22 protein-coding genes are annotated in these 22602 nt (G+C 62.0%); 3 read left to right on the forward strand and 19 right to left on the reverse strand.

The annotated features are described in order from the left end of the window. Positions 1 to 2: 2 nt before the first annotated feature. From prmC to E4P32_RS09940, 17 genes are all read right to left on the reverse strand, one after another. The gene (gene prmC / locus E4P32_RS09860) at positions 3 to 851 is read right to left on the reverse strand and encodes a peptide chain release factor N(5)-glutamine methyltransferase (RefSeq protein ID WP_116434368.1); all 849 of its coding nucleotides are present in this window, start codon (positions 849 to 851) and stop codon (positions 3 to 5) included. Positions 852 to 857: 6 nt separating this feature from the next. After that, positions 858 to 1328 carry a disulfide bond formation protein B gene (locus tag E4P32_RS09865; RefSeq protein WP_116434367.1) on the reverse strand — a complete coding sequence of 157 codons (471 nt, stop codon included), beginning with the start codon at positions 1326 to 1328 and terminating at the stop codon, positions 858 to 860. Positions 1329 to 1480: 152 nt separating this feature from the next. Further along, positions 1481 to 2560 carry a peptide chain release factor 1 gene (gene prfA / locus E4P32_RS09870; protein ID WP_116434366.1) on the reverse strand — a complete coding sequence of 360 codons (1080 nt, stop codon included), beginning with the start codon at positions 2558 to 2560 and terminating at the stop codon, positions 1481 to 1483. A 103-nt stretch (positions 2561 to 2663) separates the two neighbouring features. Next, positions 2664 to 3983, reverse strand: coding sequence for a glutamyl-tRNA reductase (gene hemA, locus E4P32_RS09875; protein WP_116434365.1), 1320 nt, complete (start codon positions 3981 to 3983; stop codon positions 2664 to 2666). A 119-nt stretch (positions 3984 to 4102) separates the two neighbouring features. After that, positions 4103 to 5011: an alpha/beta hydrolase gene (locus E4P32_RS09880; protein ID WP_233526638.1), complete on the reverse strand. Its 909-nt coding sequence runs from the start codon at positions 5009 to 5011 to the stop codon at positions 4103 to 4105. Between the two features lie 5 nt (positions 5012 to 5016). After that, positions 5017 to 5703, reverse strand: coding sequence for a winged helix-turn-helix domain-containing protein (locus E4P32_RS09885; RefSeq protein WP_116434363.1), 687 nt, complete (start codon positions 5701 to 5703; stop codon positions 5017 to 5019). Between the two features lie 247 nt (positions 5704 to 5950). Beyond that, positions 5951 to 6217 carry a cell division topological specificity factor MinE gene (gene minE / locus E4P32_RS09890; protein WP_116434362.1) on the reverse strand — a complete coding sequence of 89 codons (267 nt, stop codon included), beginning with the start codon at positions 6215 to 6217 and terminating at the stop codon, positions 5951 to 5953. Between the two features lies 1 nt (position 6218). Further along, positions 6219 to 7034: a septum site-determining protein MinD gene (gene minD, locus E4P32_RS09895; RefSeq protein ID WP_116434361.1), complete on the reverse strand. Its 816-nt coding sequence runs from the start codon at positions 7032 to 7034 to the stop codon at positions 6219 to 6221. Between the two features lie 60 nt (positions 7035 to 7094). After that, entirely contained in the window at positions 7095 to 7886 is a 792-nt protein-coding gene (gene minC, locus E4P32_RS09900) for a septum site-determining protein MinC (protein ID WP_116434360.1), read from the reverse strand. A 140-nt stretch (positions 7887 to 8026) separates the two neighbouring features. Beyond that, entirely contained in the window at positions 8027 to 8428 is a 402-nt protein-coding gene (locus E4P32_RS09905) for an SRPBCC family protein (RefSeq protein ID WP_116434359.1), read from the reverse strand. Between the two features lie 143 nt (positions 8429 to 8571). Next, positions 8572 to 9711 (reverse strand): BMP family ABC transporter substrate-binding protein, encoded by a 1140-nt coding sequence (locus E4P32_RS09910; protein ID WP_116434358.1) that lies wholly within the window; start codon positions 9709 to 9711, stop codon positions 8572 to 8574. 81 nt (positions 9712 to 9792) lie between these two features. After that, positions 9793 to 10713, reverse strand: coding sequence for an ABC transporter permease (locus E4P32_RS09915; protein ID WP_116434357.1), 921 nt, complete (start codon positions 10711 to 10713; stop codon positions 9793 to 9795). A gap of 12 nt (positions 10714 to 10725) precedes the next feature. Further along, positions 10726 to 11814, reverse strand: a complete 1089-nt coding sequence (locus E4P32_RS09920; RefSeq protein WP_116434356.1) for an ABC transporter permease — start codon at positions 11812 to 11814, stop codon at positions 10726 to 10728. A gap of 4 nt (positions 11815 to 11818) precedes the next feature. Beyond that, entirely contained in the window at positions 11819 to 13381 is a 1563-nt protein-coding gene (locus E4P32_RS09925; RefSeq protein WP_116434355.1) for an ABC transporter ATP-binding protein, read from the reverse strand. A 106-nt stretch (positions 13382 to 13487) separates the two neighbouring features. Beyond that, on the reverse strand, positions 13488 to 14267 hold the full coding sequence (locus E4P32_RS09930; protein ID WP_116434354.1) for an ABC transporter permease: 780 nt from the start codon (positions 14265 to 14267) through the stop codon (positions 13488 to 13490). A 12-nt stretch (positions 14268 to 14279) separates the two neighbouring features. Continuing rightward, complete coding sequence (locus tag E4P32_RS09935) at positions 14280 to 15122, reverse strand: ABC transporter ATP-binding protein (protein ID WP_116434353.1); 843 nt, start codon at positions 15120 to 15122, stop codon at positions 14280 to 14282. Continuing rightward, entirely contained in the window at positions 15119 to 16150 is a 1032-nt protein-coding gene (locus E4P32_RS09940; protein ID WP_116434352.1) for an ABC transporter substrate-binding protein, read from the reverse strand. The genes E4P32_RS09935 and E4P32_RS09940 overlap by 4 nt, the downstream gene beginning before the upstream one ends. A gap of 710 nt (positions 16151 to 16860) precedes the next feature. Between E4P32_RS09940 and E4P32_RS09945 the strand changes: the two genes are divergently transcribed. Then, positions 16861 to 17697 (forward strand): outer envelope protein, encoded by an 837-nt coding sequence (locus tag E4P32_RS09945; RefSeq protein ID WP_116434351.1) that lies wholly within the window; start codon positions 16861 to 16863, stop codon positions 17695 to 17697. Positions 17698 to 17833: 136 nt separating this feature from the next. Then, on the forward strand, positions 17834 to 19042 hold the full coding sequence (locus E4P32_RS09950) for a urate hydroxylase PuuD (RefSeq protein WP_116434350.1): 1209 nt from the start codon (positions 17834 to 17836) through the stop codon (positions 19040 to 19042). Positions 19043 to 19112: 70 nt separating this feature from the next. Here E4P32_RS09950 and puuE read toward each other — a convergent pair whose 3' ends face one another. Beyond that, entirely contained in the window at positions 19113 to 20051 is a 939-nt protein-coding gene (gene puuE / locus E4P32_RS09955; protein ID WP_116434349.1) for an allantoinase PuuE, read from the reverse strand. A gap of 29 nt (positions 20052 to 20080) precedes the next feature. Then, entirely contained in the window at positions 20081 to 20812 is a 732-nt protein-coding gene (locus E4P32_RS09960; RefSeq protein ID WP_116434348.1) for a GntR family transcriptional regulator, read from the reverse strand. Between the two features lie 475 nt (positions 20813 to 21287). On the opposite strand from E4P32_RS09960, the gene E4P32_RS09965 reads away from it, so the two are divergent. Then, entirely contained in the window at positions 21288 to 22544 is a 1257-nt protein-coding gene (locus tag E4P32_RS09965; RefSeq protein WP_116434347.1) for a M20/M25/M40 family metallo-hydrolase, read from the forward strand. The last annotated feature ends 58 nt before the right edge of the window (positions 22545 to 22602 follow it).

The raw sequence follows: 22602 nt of genomic DNA on the forward strand, positions 1-22602 counted from the left end.
TTTTACGAACCAGTGAGCCTGCCGCCGCTGACACGTTCGATCCCGGCCAAGTCGCGCCAGCTTTGCACTTCGGCGAAACCGCGCTGCTCCAGCAGCTTGCGCACGGCCTCCGACTGATCGTAGCCGTGTTCCATCAACAGCCACCCGTCCGCTTTCAGATAGGTCGCCGCACCGTCGATGATGATGCGCAGCGCCGACAAGCCGTCAGCGTGATCGGTCAACGCGCCGATCGGTTCGAAGCGCAAATCGCCCTGCGACAAGTGCACGTCGCCGGCGACGATGTAAGGCGGATTGGAAACGATCAGGTCGAGGTATGGAGCCGTGGCCTCACCCAGCGCGGCGTACCAGTCGCTGCGTAAAAATTCCACCTTTGCGCCATGCCGCAGCGCGTTTCCCGCCGCGACCTTGAGCGCGCCTTCACTGACGTCGAGCGCTGTCATTGAGACATCCGGCCGCGTGTGCGCAATGGCCACCGCGATGGCGCCGGAGCCGGTGCCCATGTCGAGCGCCCGGCCGTTCTGCGGCAAACGTTCCAGCGCCAGCTCCACCAGCAATTCGGTGTCGGGGCGCGGGATCAGGACATCCGGTGTGACCTGCATCGCCAGGCCGAAGAATTCACGCTCGCCGACGATGTAGGCGATCGGCTCGCCCTGCAGGCGACGACGGAACAGCGCGCTCAGCTGCGCCGCTTCATCGGGTGTAAGTTGACGTTCGGATTGGGTGATCAGCTGGATGCGCGTCAGTTGCAGCGCATGGCTGATCAGGATGCGATTTTCCAGCGGATCGAGCGGGGCGCTGCGCAGCGCCTCGGCCAGACTGACGCCTGGCCGGATGTCCGGAAAATCACTCACAGAAAATCAACCGCGCTTGACGATGCGACGCACCAGCACGATGGCGATGATGGCGAACCAGATCAGCGACCATTGCGGAATCGACAGTCCGAGGAAAGGATACGGATTGGCGCACAGGCCGTCGGCCTTGAACAGGGTCGGGAACAGCGTGGCGGTCGGGATGGTGTTCAGGGAAGTTTCCAGCGGGTCGATGCCGCAGGAAGTGCCCGGATGCGCCTGCACCCACAGATGCCAGCCGGCGGTGGCGATGCCGCCCAGCGCAGCCAGCGTGCCGAGGCCGGCGCCAAGCTTGGCCGAACCGGGCGGCAGGAAGGCGAAGATGATGCAGATGATGGCGATGGCGACGAAGATGTAGCGCTGGATGATGCACAGCGGACAAGGCATCATCTCTTCGACGATCTGCAAATAAAGAGCGGCGCCGAGCAGGGCGATGCACAACAGGGCGACTGACAGGAACAGGGATTTGGACGATTTCATGAGCGTTTGATTTTGATGTTATTCGGAAATGGCTAGCCTAAGCTGTACCCTCAGAGAGGTCCGTTTGCAATTGGTTCCGATGCGGTTGCATTGTGCCACAGGCCGCGACAATGCTGGGTTACTGGCCGGCCGTGCTGAACAATCGCCACTGTTTATTCATCGCCCAGCTGCGCCAGCAACTCCGCCTGATGCTCGGTGATCAGCGCATTGGTCAGCTCTTCCAGATCGCCGTCCATGATGAAATCCAGCTTGTACAGCGTCAGGTTGATGCGGTGGTCCGTCATGCGTCCCTGCGGGAAATTGTAGGTGCGGATGCGCTCGCTGCGGTCGCCTGAACCGATCAGCGATTTGCGCGTGGCGGCTTCCTTGGATTGCTGTTCGCGCAGTTGCACGTCCTTGATGCGCGCCGCCAGCACCTTCAGCGCAGAGGCCTTGTTCTTGTGCTGGCTGCGGTCGTCCTGGCATTCCACCACGATGCCGGTCGGCATGTGCGTGATGCGCACCGCCGAGTCGGTCTTGTTGATGTGCTGGCCGCCCGCGCCCGAGGCGCGGTAAGTGTCGATGCGGATGTCGGCCGGATTGATATCGACGTCTTCGACCTCATCGGCTTCCGGCATCACGGCCACGGTGCAGGCCGAGGTGTGGATGCGGCCCTGGGTTTCGGTGGCCGGCACGCGCTGCACGCGGTGGCCGCCGGATTCAAATTTCAGGCGCGAATACGCGCCGAAACCGGCGATGCGCACGATCACTTCCTTGTAGCCTCCGACTTCCGAATCGGAAGCCGACATCATTTCCACCTGCCAGCGATTACGCTCGGCGAAGCGCGTGTACATGCGCAGCAGGTCGCCGGCGAACAGTGCCGATTCGTCGCCGCCGGTGCCGGCGCGGATTTCCAGGAAGATGTTGCGCTCGTCGTTGGGATCCTTCGGCAGCAGCATCTTTTGCAGGTCGGCTTCCAGCGCTTCCATGCGCGCCTTGGCGCCGTTGATTTCTTCCTGTGCGAATTCCTTCATGTCGGGATCCGACAGCAGCTCCTGAGCCGTGACGATGTCGTTCGCGGCCTGTGAATAGGTCAGGTACAGCGCCACCAGCGGACCGAGCTCGGCGTGTTCGCGCGTCATCTTGCGGTAGTTGTCCATGTCGGACGTGGCTTCCTGCTGCATCAGCAGGTTATTGAGTTCTTCCAGCCGTTCGGCGAGCTGGTCGAGTTTGGCGAGCATGGAGGGTTTCATGGACTGACTTTACTGAAATGAGGGGGTGATGCGATGCCCGCGTTACAAGCAGGGGGCAGAGAATGCCGGCGATCGCAAGGATGCCGGCCGGCGAACGGAGTCGCTAACGTTTGGTGCGGAACAGTTGCGGCAGCAGCTGGACCAGCTGGGTGCGCTCGTCGCCTTGCGCATGATGCAGGGCCTGTTGCGGACCGTGCAGGAATTTGGCGGTGAGACCGCGGGACAGCGCATCGAGTACGGCGTCGATGTCTTCACCCTTGGCCAGCAGCTTGCGGGCGCGTTCCAGTTCGGCCATGCGCAGCGATTCGCCGGCGTCGTGCAGGTCCTGGATCACCGGCACCACGGCGCGGCTGTCGATCCAGTGCATGAAGGACTGCACGCGGGTTTCGATGATGGCTTCGGCTTGGGCGACGGCGGCCTGGCGGTTTTCGACGCCGCTCTGTACGACCGAGGCGAGGTCGTCGACGGTGTACAGGAAGACGTCGTCCAGACGGCCGACTTCGGATTCGATATCGCGCGGCACGGCCAGGTCGACCATGAAAATCGGTTTGTGGCGACGCGCCTTGACGGCGCGCTCGACCAGGCCGAGGCCGATGATCGGCAGCGACGAGGCGGTACAGGACACCACGATGTCGAACTTCGACAACTGCGTCGGCAGATCCGCCAGGCGCAGCGCCGCGCCGTTGAAGCGATGCGCCAGCGTTTCGCCGCGTTCCAGCGTGCGGTTGGCGACAGTCAGTGATTTCGGGTTTTGTGCAGCGAAGTGGGTGGCGCACAGCTCGATCATTTCACCGGCGCCGATGAACAGCACATGCTGGCCCGAGATTGAATCGAAAATCCGTTGCGACAAGCGCACTGCGGCGGCGGCCATCGACACGCTGTGCGCGCCGATTTCGGTGGTGCTGCGGACTTCCTTGGCGACTGCGAAGGTGCGCTGGAACAGCTGATGCAAATAGGTGCCGAGACCGCCGGCGGCATCCGCCTGGCGCACGGCGTCTTTCATCTGGCCGAGGATCTGCGGTTCGCCCAGCACCATCGAGTCGAGCCCGGAGGCGACGCGGAAGGCATGACGCACGGCATTGTCCTGCGGCAAGGCATACAGGAAAGGACGCAGTTCGGCGTAGGAAAGTTTGTGGTAATCGGCGAGGAAATGCGCGGTGCTGTCGATGGCTGCATCAATACCACCCGTGCCACCCGCGCCACCCGCTGCCGCAGTGCTGGCGGCGTACAGCTCGGTGCGATTGCAGGTCGACAGGATCGCTGCTTCACCGGTTTGCGCCAGATGGGAGCTCAGATCCGCTCGCCCGAACCAGGCGCGCGCCGACGCCACCGCCTGGCCGATCTGGTCGGCCGGGAATGCCACTTTTTCGCGCAGGGAAACGGGCGCGGTAGTGTGGTTCAGTCCGACGGCAAGCAAGTGCATGGCGACTCTAGGTTTTTGCAGGCTAAGCGCTGCGAAAAATGGGGAAATATCAACTCGGTATTATACCCGCTGCGGGTAAAGGGGTTTTGAAGTGTATCAATAATGACTATTTATGCAGGCTATGAAGCGACACCGTGCGCAGGAAATTTTTCCATATGAGCAACAATTTGCCGTGCGTAACGCTCCGGCTGTTCCAGGTCGGGAAAATGCCCGCAGTCACCGAACTGCACGATCTCCGCCCGTGGCAGGCAATCGCGTAGGGACTCCGGCGACGTGTCCCGATGGGAGCGATCAAGATCGCCCCAAATCAGCGTGCAAGGGACGTTCGGCAACGAGGCCAGGGAAGCTTCGCGCAACAGCCCCTGCACCACGCCTGCCAGGCAGAAGCAGCCGCCGGCATCGAACGAGCGGCGGGCGGTTTCCTGAAACGCGCCGGCATCCGTGTTTGCAGGCAAGGCGCTGCGATACCACAGCTGCGCCAGTTTGCGACGGGCCAGCCAGGTGATCAGCTGTCCCGCTACCGGCACGCGCAATGGTCGCGGAATCATCCGGTAGGCCCACGCTTGCATGGCCGCCAGCGCTGGTGTTTGCGTCAGCATCAGGCTGGCGATGCGCGTCGGCGCCAGTTGCGCCGCACGAATCGCATACAGGCCGTTGGCGCAGCTGAACGCCAACGTGGCGCGCCCGATCTGCAGTTGATCCAGCACCGCCAGCACCACCCGTGCGCCCTGATCCAGCGAGTGGGTGTAATTCGCCGCCGGCAATGAAAAGCCGAATCCCGGCATGTCGAAGCAGACCACGCGGAAATGCGGCGCCAGCAGAGCAACCAGGTGTTGATAGTGAGCCACCACGTTGGGGCCATCAGGAGTGAAGACGATGCAAGGGCGGTCGTCATCGCCGGGGGCTGAGTCGGTCAGGTGCACGCGGCCGGCGTCAGTGTCGACAAAGCGGCCGTGGCGAAATGCAGGATCATGCGCCAGCGCCGCCGCCATGCGCGCAAGAAGATGATCGGTGCGTGCGCCTGACACGTCGTCTACTTCTTCGCGGCGGCAGCGGGAGCGTGCAGCCGCTCCAGCTGGTAGCCGTAGCCGTACACGGTGCTGAGCCGGTAGCCGTTTTCCGGCTTGAGCGAAAGCTTGCTGCGCACGCGCGAGATGTGGGTGTCGATGGTGCGGGTCGGCACGGCGTTGTCGTCTTCCACGCCCCAGACGCTTTCCAGCAGGGTGACGCGCGACAGCGGCCGGCCGAGGCTGGCGAACAGCAGCAGCGCCAGCGCAAATTCCTTTTGCGTCAGCGTGACCGGCACGCCTGCATGCGTGACCACGTGCGCGGGCGTCTCAAAACGATAGTCGCCGAATTGCTGCACCTGTCGCGCATCGTGATCGGGATAGGCGCGCTGCAGCAGCAAGGCCACGCGCGCGGCAAGGGCGTGGCGGCGCAAGGGCTTGAACTCGCTCTCGACCAGCCGCCGGCCGGCGTATTCGGATAACGCCGCCAGCTCGGCAAGCGCGTCGCCTGCCAGCAGCAGCACCGGCAGCGTCGCCGCTTGCACGATTTCAGCCAGATGTTCCCCGGCGTCGGCTACATCCACGATCAGCAATTGCGCCTGCGCACGGCGCAGGTCCGCGCGCTGCTGCACGGCTTCGCAGTCGTGCGCAGGCAGGCTGCGCGCGATCAGGGCGAGGTCGTCGGCGGAGCGGCTGAAGATGGAAATGTGCATGGCATGCAGGGAGAAGTTTTCGGCGGCGATGAATCCGGCCCCCGAAAAGCACCGTGCCGGATTGGGTGCGACATCCCGCAAATTTGCATCGTAAAAGATGTCGAAAATCGGCGCGAATACAGCGTCAAAAATGCTCGCAAGGCCTCGGCCTTGCTGCGCTTTTTTCCTTGTCTCGCCCCGATTTCGTCACTTTTACTGTGCTGCAAATTTCCGCGATGTCGCACCGTCCGGCGCAGTGGGATAGAGCTTAAGGCGCGTCGGAATCCGGCAGCACCACGTTCACGTCGAGTACTTCGAGGTTGCCCTGGCGGTCGAGCGAGATCTTGATGTCGTCGGCATTGACCTTGGTGTACTTGGAGATCACCTCGATCAGTTCCTTGTGCAGCGCCGGCAGGAAATCATACCCCTGGCCCTGGCGGCCGCCGCGCTCGCGCGCGATGATGATCTGCAGGCGTTCCTTGGCAGCGGTGGCGCTTTTTGCCTTGGGCGGAAACAGGAAGGAAAGCAAAGCCATGTCATTTACCTCCGAAAATACGCTGGAGCAGGCCCGGCTTTTCGTAGCTGGTGAAGCGCAGCGGCAGGTCTTCACCAAGGAAGCGGCTGACCAGGTCCTGGTAAGCCTCGGACACGTCGGTCTCCTTCAGATGGATCGCCGGATTGCCCTGGTTGGAGGCATGCAGCACCGATTCCGATTCAGGGATGATGCCGACCAGCGGGATACGCAGGATTTCCTGGACGTCGGTATAGGACAGCATTTCGCCGGCTTCGACGCGCTTGGGCGAATAGCGGGTGATCAGCAGATGTTCCTTGACCGGCTCGCCGCCGCTCAGGGCGCGACGCGACTTGGCCTGGATGATGCCGAGGATGCGGTCCGAATCGCGCACCGAGGAGACTTCCGGATTGGTCACGATGATCGCTTCGTCGGCGAAGGTCAGCGCCATCACGGCGCCGTGTTCGATACCGGCCGGCGAATCGCAGATGATGTATTCGAAGTCCATCTTTTGCAGGTCGCCCAGCACGCGTTCCACGCCTTCTTCCGACAGCGCGTCCTTGTCGCGGGTTTGCGAGGCCGGCAGGATGAACAGGTTGTCGCAGTGCTTGTCCTTGATCAGGGCCTGGTTCAGCGTGGCTTCCTGATTGACGACATTGATCAGGTCGTACACCACGCGGCGTTCGCAGCCCATGATCAGGTCGAGGTTGCGCAGGCCGACGTCGAAGTCGATGACGACGGTCTTGTGTCCGCGCAGGGCCAGACCCGATGCGAAACTGGCGCTCGACGTCGTTTTGCCGACGCCGCCTTTACCGGATGTCACAACGATGATTTTTGCCACAAAAGACTCCTTAGAAGATCAGATTTGAATACTTGATGATGCGAATACTAAATTACCGAATTATTTGCTGGTATTGATCGGCAGCACGTCGATACGGTCGCCGGTCAGGCGCACCTGCACCTGTTTTTGCGCCAGTTCGGGCGGATGACCGTTCTCGAAGGTACGGTAGACGCCGGCAATCGACACCAGTTCCGCTTCCAGGCTCGCCGCGAAGATGCGCGCGCTGGTATTGCCGCTGGCGCCGGCCAGGGCGCGGCCGCGCAGCGGGGCGTAGACGTGGATGCTGCCGTCGGCGATGATCTCGGCGCCGTTGTTGACCGCCGCCATGATCACCAGGTCGGCGCCGCGTGCATAAATGCGCTGGCCTGCGCGCACCGGGGTGTCGATGATCATTGTGGCGGCTGCCGGTACAACCGGAGCGGCCTGAACTTGCACAGAAGCAGCGGCCGGAGCCGGGGCCGCAGCTACAGCAACCGGCTTCGGCGCTTCCTCTGCAACAACGGCAGTTTCGGTTTCCTGCGGCTGTTGCGGACGCGGCGCGCCGCCGTCGATGGACAGTCCCTGCGCGGCGATCTCGGCGTGCAATTCTTCCGGCGCATTACGTACGGCGACCGCATTGAGGCGATAGCGCTTGAACAAAGCCACCAGCGCGGTCCAGTCGATGCCGGCAGCGCCGGTGTCCAGTGCGCCGATGTCGATCACGGCGAATTCGTCTTCAAAGAAGTCGGACACGCCGCCGGTCATGTCCTTGAGGGCCTGGTCGAGCGCCGCCGGATCGGTTTCGTGCAGGATCGCGGAAATGGCGACCACCGTGGATATCTTGATGTCGATCGGTTTGCGTGCTTTTTGCATAAGTTGTTCAGTGCCCGCGTTTTCCTAGTGGGAAAACTGCAGGTTCATTGCGTTCGGGGAGGTTCCGTCTGGCGCGAGGCCGGTGTTGGATTGGCATTATACAGTCAGCGCGCCGGCGCGATAGAGGCCATCGGCGGCACTCAGGCCTCCAGCAAGGTCTTGAGGGCTTCCAGGTCGCGCGTCACCCAGGCGGTGTCTTCATTGAATTTGGCGTCGTCCATCTCAGGCTGGCGGAACAGGGTGAAAGTCAGCTCGCAGCCGTCGCCGTTGGCCACCGCGCGCATGGGGATGGCCACGCTCCGGCCGGAAGCCAGCACCACCTCATGATCGAGCACGCCGAAGTCGTTGGCCGGCGCAAAACGGACTTCCAGCTTGCCTTCCGGGGTGTCGGCGAACCATTTTCCATCGACTTGCTGTATGCCCTTGCCGAGGCCGGAAGCCCATTTCGGCATGTTTTCCGGATTGGCGACGAAGCGATACACGTCCTGTACGGGACGCTCGATGGTGACGTGCAGGAGGCGGGTGGGAAGCGGCTCGGGCATGGCGGATCTCCTTGGACAAGGAGGCCATTATGCCGCCGCGCAGGCAAAGCGGGCGCACAAAAAAATGCCGGAGACAGTGATGTCTCCGGCAGATTGCTACATTGGCAAGTCAGGCAGGTCATGCCGGACTGCGGTGCGGACGATCAGCCCGGTACCTTGCCTTCCACACCTTCGACGTAGAACTTCACGCCATGCAGGAAGCCGTCATCAGCCACCGCGTCCTTGGCGACTTGTTCCTTACCGGTGTTGTCCTTGATCGGACCCTTCCAGATCGGGGCGGAACCGTCGGCGATGCCCTTCTTGCGTTCTTCCACCAGCGCCTTGACGTCGGCCGGCAGTTCAGGATTGAAGCCGCCCAGGTCGATGCCGTTTTCCTTCAGGCCGAGCCAGGTCGTGCCGGTCTTCCACGAACCGTCCAGCACCGCTTGCACGCGCGCCGTGTAGTACACGCCCCAGTTGATCATCGACGCCGCCAGATGGGCCTTCGGGCCGAAGCTGGTCATGTCGCTGTCCCAGCCGAATGCGTAGACGCCTTTTTCCTGTGCGGTCTGGACGACGGCAGCGGAATCGGTGTTTTGCATCAGCACGTCGACGCCCTGGCCGATCAGTGTGGTGGCGGCTTCACGTTCCTTGCCCGGATCGAACCACTTGTTGACCCAGACCACGCGCGTGGTGGCTTTTGGATTGATCGAGCGCGCACCCAGGGTGAAAGCGTCGATGTTGCGGACCACTTCAGGAATCGGCACCGAAGCGACCACACCCAGCTTGCCCGACTTGCTCATCTTGCCGGCGACCACGCCTGCCAGATACGCGCCTTCATAGGTGCGCACGTCGTATTGCGCCAGATTGTCGGCGGTCTTGAAGCCGGTGGCATGTTCGAACTTGACGTCCGGGAATTCCTTGGCGACCTTGAGCATCGCTTCCATGTAGCCGAAGGTGGTGCCGAAGATCAGCTTGTTGCCGTCGGTGGCCAGCTGGCGCATCACGCGTTCGGCGTCGGCTGCCGATTCAGGGACGTTTTCGACGAAGGTGGTCTTGACCTTGTCGCCGAACTTCGCTTCGACCGCCTTGCGGCCGTTATCGTGGGCGAAGGTCCAGCCGGCGTCGCCGACCGGGCCGATGTAGACGAAGGCAACCTTCAGCGGTTCGGCCGCGGCCGGCGCTGCAGCAGCAGGCGCGGCGGCAGCTGCGGGAGCCGCTTCTTCTTTTTTGCCACAGCCGATCAAGGTGGCGGCGGCCAGTGTGGCGAGCATCGCAATCGATGCCCTGCGCGAAATTTTCATACTTTCTCTCCCTGTTGAAAAATCAAAATCGGTTCAATTAAAAATGCACTGCAAAACGAACTGTAAAAACCAACAACAAAATCAGGATGCCCCCGGGCGGAACGGCTTGCCCAGCGACGCCGGCATGTTCAGGCGGATCCAGTCCGGATTGCGCGAGATCAGCGCCAGCACCACGATGGTGGCGACGTAGGGCAGCATCGACAGGATCTGCGACGGAATCGTCACGCCGACGCCCTGCAGATAAAACTGCAGAATCGTCACGCCGCCGAACAGCAGGGAACCCAGCAAGACGCGTGCCGGACGCCAGGTGGCGAAGGCGGTCAGCGCCAGCGCGATCCAGCCGCGACCGGAGACCAGGCCTTCGACCCACATCGGCGTATAGACCAGCGACAAATACGCGCCCGCCAGGCCGCAGCAGGCGCCGCCGAACAGCAGCGCGAGGAAGCGGATGCCGCGTACCGAATAGCCGAGCGCATGCGCCGACTCCGGCGACTCGCCGACCGCGCGCAAGATCAGGCCGGCGCGCGTGCGGTACAGGAACCACGCAATCGCCGCGCACAACAACAGCGCGACATAGGCCATCCAGTGTTGGGTGAAGAAGGCCGGACCGATAAAGGGAAGATTGTTCAGGCCGGGAATGCCGGTGCTTTGCGACGGCAGGGCGAGGCCGACGAAACGCTGGCCGATGAATGCCGACAGTCCGGCGCCGAAGATCGACAGCGCCAGTCCGGTGGCGACCTGGTTGGTCGCCAGAATCAGCGCCAGCCACGAAAACAGCGTCGCCATCAGCATGCCGCAAATGGCGCCGGCCATGAAGCCCAGCAGCGGGTTCTTGGTGGTGTAGCCGACTGCGAAGCCGGCGATCGCGGCGACCAGCATCATGCCTTCCGCGCCGAGGTTGAGTACGCCGGCGCGTTCGTTGATCAGCAGGCCGATGGCCGCCAGGAGCAGCGGCGTGCCGGCGTTGATCGAGGCCGCGATGAGGGGAGCGAGTTGGTCCATGTGTCGTATTCCTTAAGCTTGCTGTTTCCAGCGCAGGCGGTAATCAATCAGCGTGTCGCACGCCAGCAGCAGGAACAGCAGCATGCCCTGGAACACGCCCGTGATCGCCGACGGCAGACCGAGGCGCGATTGCGCCAGCTCGCCGCCCAGGTACAGCAGCGACATGATCAGTCCGCCGAACACTGCGCCGATCGGATGCAGGCGACCGATGAAGGCGACGATGATCGCCGCGAAGCCATAGCCCGGCGACACCGACGGCAACAGCTGGCCGATCGGCCCGGCGATTTCAAACGCCCCTGCCAGACCGGCGAAGCCGCCCGAAATCAGCAGCGACACCCACAAGGCGTTGCGGCTGGAAAAGCCGGCGTAGCGCGCCGCGTGAGGAGCGACGCCGCCGACCATCAGCGAGAAGCCGCGGAAGCTGCGCATCATGAACACCGCCATCACGATCGCCGCCACGATGGTGACCGCGAAACCGATGTGCAGGCGCGTACCGCTCATCAGCATCGGCAGCATGAACTCGCTCGAGAAGACCTTCGACTGCGGGAAGTTCATGCCGTTGGGATCCTTCAGCGGACCGTTGACGGCATACATCAGCAGCAGTTGCGCGACGTAGGTCAGCATCAGCGACACCAGGATTTCGTTGGCGTTGAACTTGTCGCGCAAGAGCGCCGTGATGCCGGCCCAGAACGCGCCGCCGATCACACCGGCGACGATCATCAGGATCAGTCCGAGGCCGCCCGGGATCGCGTGGTTGGGCACGTCGATCCACACCAGCATGGCGCCCGCGCACATGGCGCCGACGGTGAACTGACCTTCCGCGCCGATGTTCCAGATGCTGGCGCGGAAGCACACGGCCAGACCCAGCGCACACAGGATCAGCGGGATCGATTTGAGCAGCAGTTCGCTGACGGCGCGCTTGCTGCTGAACGGATCCACCAGGAAGACCTTGAGACCGGCAATCGGATCCTTGCCCAACGCCATGAACAGCAGCGCGCCGAGCAACAGCGTCAGGATGATGGCGATGACCGGCGACAGATACGTCATGCGGCGCGACGGCACGCCGCGCAGTTCGAGCCGGAAAGGGAGCGAGGTGAACATAGTCTTAACCATGTGCAGCCTCCGCAGCGGTGTTCGGTGCAGGCGGCGCGTCATCGTTCCACAAGCCGCTCATCCACAAACCGACCTGCTCGCGCGTGGCCTGTTCAATCGTGACGGAAGGCGACAAACGTCCCTTGGCGATCACATGCAGGCGATCGCACAGCGCGAACAATTCGTCGAGTTCTTCGGAGATCACCAGCACGGCACAGCCTTCTTGTTTGAGCGCCAGGATTTCGGCATGGATTTGCGCGGCGGCGCCGACGTCGACGCCCCAGGTCGGTTGCGCGACGATGAAGACGCCCGGTTTGCGCTCCATCTCGCGGCCGACGATGAATTTCTGCAGGTTGCCGCCGGACAGGCTTTTCGCCAGCGCGTCGGGACCGCCGGCCTTGACCTTGAAACGCTCAATGATGGAGGCGGCGACCTTGCGCGTGTAGGCGAAGTCGATCATGCCGCGTTTCACGTAGGGGACTTTCTGGTGCGACAGCAGCATGTTGGCCGACAGGCTCAGCGTCGGCACGGCGCCGCGGCCGAGACGTTCTTCCGGCACCAGGCCGAGGCCCTTGGCGCGGCGCGGGTTGGGCGCCAGGTGGCCGACGGCTGTGCCGCCCAGCATGATCATGTTGGGTGCAGCGCGCTGATCTTCACCGGACAGCGCCGCCAGCAATTCCTGCTGGCCGTTGCCGGACACGCCGGCGATGCCGACGATCTCGCCGGCACGCACTTCGCATTCGATGTCTTGCAGTTCGGTGGCGAACAGATGCGCTTTCGGCAGGCAAAGGCGATTGACGTGCAGCTTGCGCTCGTTGCGTTGTGACTCTGGATTGCGTTCGCGGCGCAAGCGAACCAGTTCTTCGCCGATCATCATGCGCGACAGGCCGGCGCTGGTTTCATTGCGCGGATCGCAGGTGCCGGTCACGCGGCCGCCGCGCATCACGGTGGCGCTGTGGCAGAGCGCGCGGATTTCGTCGAGCTTGTGGCTGATGTAGAGGATGCTGCAGCCTTCGTCGGCCAGCAGACGCAGCGTCACGAACAGCTTCTCGACCGCCTGCGGCGTCAGCACCGAAGTCGGTTCGTCGAGGATCAGTAATTGCGGATTGGTCAGCAGCGCGCGCACGATTTCCACGCGCTGGCGTTCGCCTACCGACAAGGTATGGACGTGGCGATTCGGTTCCAGCTCGAGACCGTATTTTTCGCCGGTCTGGCGGATGCGCGCGACCAGGTCCTGCATGTCGGTGTCGGCATCCAGGCCGAGCGCGATGTTTTCCGCCACGGTCAGGGTGTCGAACAGGGAGAAGTGCTGGAACACCATGGCGATGCCGAGCTTGCGCGCGACTTGCGGATTGGCGATGTGCGCCAGTGCGCCGTTCCAGTAGATTTCACCGGCGTCGGGTTTGACGGTGCCGAAGATGATCTTCATCAGCGTCGACTTGCCGGCGCCGTTCTCGCCAAGGACGGCATGGATCTCGCCGGGCGCGACGCTCAGGTTGATGTCGTCGTTGGCCAGCACTCCCGGATAGGCCTTGCGGATATGCGCTATTTGCAGGCGGGAAGTTGGTGCAGTCACGGATTCCCCTTCAGAGACCGGCGCGGATACGCACAGGCGGTCTTTACGTTATTCAAATGATCTGCGGAATTTACCATAGCCAGATTGTCGACAATCAGGAAAATGATCACTTATTGCCGCCTCGGTGCGCCCAGCGTGTGGTGCGTTTTTCGATGATCGCGAACAGTTCGTACATGGCCATCGCCATCGCGCCGATGACGACCAGCCCGGCAAAGGCCAGCGGCATCTTCATCGACGAACCGGCCGACACCAGCAGGTAGCCGATGCCTTCGTTGGAGGCGTTCATTTCGGATACGGTCGAGCCGACGAAGGCCAGCGTGATGGCGACCTTCAGCGAGGCAAAGAAGTAGGGCAGCGAGCGCGGCATGCCGACCTTGAGCAGGATGTCCATGCGTTTGGCGCCGAGCACGCGCAAGACATCTTCCAGTTCCGGCTCCAGTGTCGCCAGACCCGTGGCGATGTTGACCATGATCGGGAAGAAGGAAATCAGGAAGGCCGTCAGGATCGCCGGCCCGGCGCCGATGCCGAACCAGACCACCAGCACCGGCACGAAGGCGGCCTTGGGCAGCGCATTGAACGCCGTCATCAATGGATACGCCGCGGCATACAGCAGCGGCGACGAGCCGATCAGGAAACCCAGCGACACGCCGACCGCGACCGCAATCGCGAAGCCCACCATGGTGACCCAGAAGGTCGACAGCGCGTGATGCGCGATCGGACCGGCGAATTCGATCATCGCCTCGATGATCGCCATCGGGCTCGGGAAAATGAACTCGGACACGTCCAGCGCGCTGCAGATGATTTGCCAGACCACCAGGATGGCCAGCAGCAATATCCACGGCGCCATCGTGCGCGCGGCCTGGTTCAGGGAAGAAGGTTTTTTCATGGTCGCCTCGGCTTAAGTATTTCTGACGCGGCCGATATGCTCGCGCAACTCGTGCACCAGGGCGTTGAAGGGATCGGTGTAGGTGAGCTCCAGCTCGCGCGGACGCGGCAGCGGATTTTCCTTGCGCGCCACGATGCGGCCGGGGCGTTTGCTCATCACATAAATGGTGTCGGCCAGGAAAGCGGCTTCGCGCAGATCGTGGGTGACCAGGATGACGTTGAATCTGCGTTCGGTCCACAGGTCGCGCAGCACGCACCACAGTTCTTCGCGGGTGAAGGCGTCGAGCGCGCCGAACGGTTCGTCCAGCAGCAGCATCTTCGGTTCGTGAATCAGCGCGCGGCAGATCGAGGCGCGTTGCTGCATGCCGCCCGACAGCTCCCACGGAAACTTGTCGGCATAGCCGTCGAGGCCGACCGTCTTGAGCAACTTGAGCGCACGCTCGGTGTACTGCGCCTTGTTCTTCTTGAAGTCGCGGCGATACGGCTCGACGATTTCCAGCGGCAGCAGCACGTTGTCGAGCGTGGTGCGCCACGGCAGCAGGGTCGGCGCCTGGAAGGCCATGCCGACGAATTTGAGCGGGCCGGTGACGTCGACGCCGGCGATGGCGACACTACCGCGCGTGGGACGTTTCAGGCCGGTCGCCAGCTTCATGAAGGTCGACTTGCCGCAACCGGACGGACCGACGATGGCGATGAACTCTCCCTGTTTTGTTTGCAGGGAAATGTCTTCGACCGCAAATTCATCGGAGCCGTCATAGGACAGGAAGACGCGGCGGAAGTCGACGAAGGTATCCGTCGCATCCGTCGCATCCGTCACGGGCACGCCTGCTTCGATGGTGTCAGCTTGCAAGGTCATTTCCCGAACACGTTGAGCAGTTCCTTCGACGGCAGGTAAGCCGGCGTCCAGATCTTTTCCGCATTGACGCGGGTCTTGGTGCCGTAGGCGTCCGACACTTGCGAGGCCATCAGCGTCAGGCGCGGCAGGAACACCTGGCCGTAGCCTTCCGACTTGGCGTGCGGCGTGGCGATGGCGCTGGAGATGGCCAGCTTGAGGCGGCGCAGTTCCAGCTTCTCGTCGATCAGGCCGTCGCGTTCCTTGAGTACCTTGATGGCGGCTTCGGGATTGGCCAGCACGTCCTTGGTCGCCTTGGCGAAGGCGCGCAGGAAGCCCCTGAGCGCTTCCGGATTGGTCTTCATCAGGCTTTCGTTGGCGATGATGGCGTTGCCGTACAGCTTGACGCCATAGTCGGGGAACATCATCACATTGATGTCCGCATCCTTGATGCCGCGCGCGTTCAGGTTCAGCAGCGAGGTGAAATAGAAGCCGGTGATGGCGTCGACGTCGCCGCGCGCCAGCATGGTTTCACGCAGCGGCGGATCCATGCTGATCCAGTTGGCCTTGGAGGCATCCAGGCCGTTGGCCTTGGCGAAGATCGGGTAGCCGCGGCGCCCGGCGTCGAACACCGGCGAGCCGAGCTTCTTGCCGACCAGGTCGGCCGGCGTCTTGATGCCGGTTTTCTTGAGCGAGAAGATCGCCGCGGGCGTGTCGTTGTAGACCATCATCACGGCCATCGGCTTGCCCGGCGAGCCGGGATTGTTGGCGGTGAATTCCATCAGTGCCGCCATGTCGGCAAAGCCCATGTCGTAAGTACCCGAGGCCACGCGATTGACGGCGTTGCCGGAGCCGCTGCCGGCGTCGATGACGACGTCCAGTTTCTCCTGCGCGAAATAGCCCTTGGACTTGGCCACCAGGAACAACGCCGACGGACCTTCAAAGCGCCAGTCGAGCTGGAACTTGATCTTGGTTTCCTGCGCAAAGGCGGCCGAACAGGCGGCGCTGAGCAGCAGGGCGGCGGTGAACTTGAAGAGCTTGTTGGCGTGCATGGTGGGCTTCCCGTTGGAGTCAGTTGATCGGTTGGCCGGGCGCAGGCGGCGGTGAAGTGATGTCGCCAATGCGGCCCGGTTTTGTTGTCCGGTTTTTACAAACGATGTCCGATGAAAAGCATTTACTGTGCCAAGAACGTCGGATGGCGGCGACAGCGAAGGCAGCGGTGAAGTCGGCTTTCGAGTCGGCTTTATTTTGTCGACAATCCAAAATTTCATTTGCGACAATTTGGTGCTTTGCTGCACCGCTCTAGCAAGAGTTGCACTAAAAACAGTATTCTTACGGCCGCGTAAGCCTTGTAAATAGAGGTTTGCGTCGATGAACGGGTTTAGTACTGTCGTTCTATATCTTGTCGACAATCTTCCGCCGCAACCATCTCAACGGCATCGCGAGATGGGTTGTTTTCCCTCTGTGCACCGGCTCCGGCCGGCGCGCGGACATCGGCTTCGCCGGATCCATTTTTTCGCATTGCCGATGTACCCACCGGCGCATTGTCGACAGTTTTCTGACAACTTGTTTTCGGCTGGCATGACGTTTGCATTGATGGACCCGGCGGATTGCGCAGCGGCGGTTGTCGTGTGCGATGCCAGACCTGGTTGGATAGGGGTGAGCAAATGAAGGAGCGCGCGTTGCAGGTTGCAGCAAGCAGCTAGTGACGAGCGATGGGATCCGGATTTATTTTTCAATGAAACGCAAAGGGAGAAAACGTATGAAGAAGAGTGCAATGGGGATGTGCTTGACTACCGCAGCGCTGGCCGTCTCGGCCATGGGCAGCATGTCGGCCAACGCTGCCGAGTGGGCCGACAATTCGATCGGTATTCGCTACGGTACGCAATTTGCCGAGCCGTTCAATTCGCAAGACATCGCGAAAAAAATCGTCAACTTTACGCATGCCAGCGGCTACAAATACGGTACCAACTACCTGAACGTCGACTTGCTGATGTCGGATAGCAAAGACAACGAATCGCAAGAAGCGTATATCGTCTATCGCCATACACTGGATATCGGCAAGGTCGCCGGCAAGGACCTCTCTTTCGGTCCTGCGCGCGGTTTTGGTCTGACTGCCGGTTTTGACTGGAACACCAAAAACGATCCAGGCTACAGCTCGCGCAAGCGCATGATCGTTGCCGGCCCGACGGTGATGCTGGATGTTCCAGGCTTCCTCAACATCAGCCTGCTGGCGCTGTGGGAAAGCAATCAGCCGCTCAACAACGGCGTGCGCATGAGCAGCCGCTATTCCTACGACACGCATCCGATGCTCAACGCCGCCTGGGGTATCCCGTTCGGCACCAGCGGCTTCGCCTTTGAAGGCTACGTGAACTACATCGCCGCCAAGGGCAAGAACGAATTCGGCGGCGGCACTGCCCCTGAACTGAATTTCGACGGCCAGATCATGTATGACGTCGGTATGCCGATGGGCATGGGCAAGAACACCTTCCGCGTCGGCCTGGAATATCAATACTGGCGCAACAAGTTCGGCAATCCTAGCAATGTCCCCGGTTCGCTGGCCAAGACGCCGATGATCCGCGCCGAATACCACTTCTAAGCGTTTCTGCGGATCGGCCGGTGTGGGCGTCACGCCGGTCGATTCAGTTCCTTCGGTGCCGGGTCTTTTGATCCGGCATTTTTTTCGGCAGTAATGGTATAAACAATTCCGGTATCGACTCACTACGCGGGGCGCAATGGAAGCATATATTTTCGACTGGCTCAATCTCTTGCTGCGCTGGCTGCACGTCATCACGGCGATCGCCTGGATCGGCTCCTCGTTCTACTTCGTCTGGCTCGACAACAGCCTGACCCGGCCGGACGATCCTGAACTGCTGGAGAAGGGTGTCGGCGGCGAGCTGTGGGCGGTCCACGGCGGCGGCTTCTACAATCCGCAGAAATACCAGCTGGCGCCGAAGACGCTGCCGCAAAACCTGCACTGGTTCTTCTGGGAGTCGTACAGCACCTGGCTGTCCGGCTTCGCGCTGTTCTCGGTGCTGTACCTGTTCAATGCCGGCACCTTCCTGGTCGACAAGCACGTGCTCGACATGAGCGCGACGACGGCGGTGTTTGCCGCGCTGGCCTACCTGGCTGCGGGCTGGCTGGTGTATGACGCCATCTGCCGCCTGTTCGGCGACAAGCCGGGCGGCGACCGCGTGGTCGGCGTGCTGGTCACGCTGTATGTGGTCGCTGCGGTTTGGGTGGCGTGCCATGTGTTTTCAGGACGCGCGGCTTTCCTGATGACCGGCGCCTCGCTGGCCACCGTGATGAGCGCCAACGTGCTGTTCTGGATCATTCCCGGCCAGCGCAAGATGGTGGCGTCGATGCGCGCGGGGCAGAGCCCCGATCCCATCCACGGCAAGCGCGGCAAGCAGCGCAGCGTGCACAACACCTACTTCACGCTGCCGGTGATCTTCGCGATGCTGTCGAATCACTACAGCATGACCTACAGCGCCGGCAACAACTGGCTGGTGCTGCTGCTGATCATGCTGGCCGGCGTGCTGATCCGGCAGTTCTTCGTGCTCAAGCACAAGGGCGTCATCAAGTGGCAGTATCCGGCTGCAGCGGTGGTGATCCTCGCCGGCGTGGCCGCGTGGATCGTGCCGAAGTCGGCGCTGCAGCCTGCACCGGCGACACAAAGCGCAGCGGTCGTCTCGTTCGCCCAGGTGCAGCACGTGATCGAAACGCGCTGCATCCAGTGCCATGCGGCCAAGCCCACGCTGATGCCGGTGCCTGGCAAGGGCATCCTGCTCGACAGCAAGGACGGCGTGTTGCAGCATGCGCAGCAGATCTACCAGCAAGCCGTGGTGCAAAAGGCAATGCCGCTGGGGAACATGACCAATATTACGGATGACGAGCGGGCCTTATTGGGCAAGTGGTTCGAGGCCGGCGCCAAGGGCGAATGATCAGGTAGCAGGCATTCGAAAGTAAAAAGGCTGAACACAACGTTCAGCCTTTTTCTTTTCGGCGGCGCGTTCAGCCGGCGTAAGGATGCCGCTCGCGCCAATGGTTGGCAATGTCGATGCGGCGGCAGATCCACACGCGCTCATGCGACTGCACGTAGTCGAGGAAACGCTGCAGCGCGGCGAAGCGGCCCGGGCGGCCGAGCAGGCGGCAATGCATGCCGATGGACAGCATCTTGGGCGCCTCTTCTCCTTCCGCGTAGAGCACGTCGAAACTGTCCTTGAGGTACTGGAAGAACTGCTCGCCGGTATTGAAACCTTGTGGCGTAGCGAAGCGCATGTCGTTGCTGTCGAGCGTGTACGGCACCACCAGGTGCGGCTGTTCGCTGCCGTCGGCCAGCGCCACCCGGGTCCAGAACGGCAGGTCGTCGCCGTAGTAATCGGAGTCGTAGGCGAAGCCGCCGTGCTCGACCACCAGCCGGCGTGTGTTGGGTGAATCGCGTCCGGTGTACCAGCCTTGCGGATGCACGCCGGTCAGCTCACGGAAAATCTCGACCGCAGCGCGCATGTGTTCGCGCTCGGTCTCAATGTCCATGTTCTGATAGTGAATCCAGCGCAGGCCGTGGCAGGCGATCTCGTGGCCCAGTTCGACGAAGGCCTGGGTGACTTCGGGATGTCGCTGCAGCGCCATGGCGATGCCGAATACCGTCAGCGGCAGCTGGCGCTTTTCGAACTCGCGCAGGATGCGCCAGACGCCGACGCGCGAGCCGTATTCATAGACCGATTCCATCGACAAGTGGCGCGCCGGATAAGCGGCAGCGCCGATGATTTCAGACAGGAACTGCTCCGAAGCCGGGTCGCCGTGCAGCACGGAATTCTCTCCGCCTTCTTCATAGTTCAGCACAAACTGCACCGCGATCCTGGCCTGGCCAGGCCAGTTGGCGTGAGGAACGTTGCGGCCGTAGCCGATCAGGTCGCGCGGATAGTTGCCTGCTGCTGGTATCTGTTGCATGAGTTCTTTTGAAATGAGAAAGACGGTGTTCAGGAACTCTTTCCCAGCACCGATCGCAAATCGAAGTGATCGTCGTCGCTGGGGCGGACCCTGTCTTCACACAAGTGCAAATGGTGTGCCATGTGTTCCTGCGCCTGCGCGATGTCGCCTTTTTCGAGCGCCGCCAGCACGGTATCGTGTTCGTCGAAGGAGCAGGCGTTGTGTCCCGGCGCCTCGGTCTTGGCGATCATCAGCGTGGTGCGCGAGACCAGCTTGCGCAGGGTGTCGACCAGCAGCGCGTTGCCGGTCAGCTCGGCCAGCGCCAGGTGGAACTGCGCCGACAGGCGGATCCAGCGCGGCCGGTCGCCGGTCAGGTAGGAGTGGCGTTCTTCTTCGACCATCTTGCGCAGGCCGGCGATCTGGCGCGTACTGGCTTCGCGGCCGACCTTGTCGAGCACCGCGTATTCGATGATGTTGCGCAACTCGAACATGTCCTTGACCTCGGCGTGCGAGGGGCTGGCGATGAAGGCGCCGCGATTGGCTTCGAGATCGACCATGCCTTCGGTGGCCAGGCGCGACAGCACCTTGCGCACGGTGTGCCGGGCGGTATCGTAAATCTGGCACAGGACCTGCTCAGTAAGCTTGGTGCGCGGCGGCAGGCGATGTTCCATGATGGCATCGTAGATGTCCTGGTAGAGGCGCTCTTCGACGGCCGGCGAATGATCGCGGACGGCGGGATGCGAAGCCAGGGGCGAGCGGGATGTCTTGCTTGGTTTGGTCATGGCGGGAATAGACGGCATCAAGGGTTGGACGGAAGCGAAAGCTGGTTTGCGACGATGCAGGAGTCGTACCGGCGGCCAACATTGTCGACAATGGAAAAAACGATCCGCGACAATTTGGTGAGTTCGCGCACCAAAAACGATACGTCAACATGCCGCATGCACCACGGACAACGTCCGGCAGCTGTTGTTTCACACGACTTTACGGGCGCTATTGCCGTAGCAACGGCGCGATTGTGATTGTCGACAATCATTTGTGTATTTTTCATTGGATATTGCCCATGCATTTTGACAACGACTTTCCTTCCTATGCAAGAAGCGTACTTGCTGCATGTTTTTGTCGGACGCCGGCAATGGCAAAGGAATAAGCAAGGCTAAAACAAGGCTTGAACGCCCGCAGCGCAAGTCTTCTACAATCACATATGCGGTTTTTACAGCAGTCTTCAGCTCCCCTCAGTTTTCTTTTACAGGTCATCTCATGCCGTCTTCATTGCAACAATCCGTAGTTACCTTCCTTGATGCGGAACACGCCGCGCAAACACGTTTCCTGCAGGAACTGGTGCGGGTGCCGTCCGACAATCCGTCCGGCGATTGTGCCGCGCATGGCGCACGCGCCCAGGCCCTGCTGGAGCAACTGGGTTTCGACGTGGAAGTGCACGCGGTGCCGGATGAGCTGGTCAAGGCCAACGGCATGGTCTCGGCCGCCAACCTGATCGTGCGCAAGCGCTTCGGCAGCGGCGGCCCGACCATCGCACTGAATGCCCATGGCGACGTGGTGCCGCCCGGCCTCGGCTGGAGCAAGGACCCCTACGGCGGTGAAATTGTTCAGGACGCCGAACACGGTCCCGTCATGTACGGCCGCGGTGTGGCCGTGTCGAAGTCGGATTTCGCCACGTATACCTGGGCGCTGCTGGCCTTGATCGCGGCGGAGAAACAAGGCGTGGTTCTCAACGGCGCCATCGAACTCCACTTCACCTACGACGAAGAAGCCGGTGGCGACATCGGTCCCAAATGGATCCTGGAACAAGGCCTGAGCGAGCCCGACTACGCCGTCTCGGCCGGCTTTGCCTACGGCATCACCTCCGCCCACAATGGCTGCCTGCATCTGGAAGTCACGGTCAAGGGCCGGCAGGCGCACGCCGCCATGCCGCACACCGGCATCGACGCCATCGAAGCGGCCACAGGCATCCTGCAGGCGCTGTACGCCTACCGTGCGGAACTGGCAAAAAAGAAATCCGCCGTCACCGGCATCGACCATGCCACGCTCAACGTCGGCCTGATCAAGGGCGGCATCAACACCAATGTGGTGCCGGACCTGGCGAGCTTCCGCCTCGACCGCCGCATGATTCCGGAAGAAGCCGGATTCGACGCCGAAGGCGATCTGCGTCGCGTGATCGACGCCGCTGCAGCAAGTTATCCAGGCATCGAAGTCGGTGTGCAGCGCATCCTGCTGGCCGAGCCGCTGGCCGAATTGCCGGGTGTGGAAAAGCTGATCGGCGCCTTCAGCCGCAATGCCGAAGCCATCCTGGGTGAACCGGTCAAGGCGCACGGCGTGCCGCTCTACACCGACGCGCGTCACTACACCAAGCAAGGGATTCCGACGATTCTGTACGGCGCCGGTCCGCGCACGCTGATGGAAGCGCGCGGTCACAATTCGGATGAAAACCTGCGACTCAACGATTTGTTCAAGGCCACCAAGGTAGTGACGCTGGCGCTGGCGGAGCTGCTGCAGTAATTGTCGTCGCTGAAAAGAAAAACGGCGCCGCGACCTGATGGTCGCGACGCCAGTTTTT

Origin of the sequence: Herbaspirillum sp. 3R11 (genome assembly GCF_004563925.1) — a bacterium.
GTDB lineage: Bacteria > Pseudomonadota > Gammaproteobacteria > Burkholderiales > Burkholderiaceae_D > Herbaspirillum.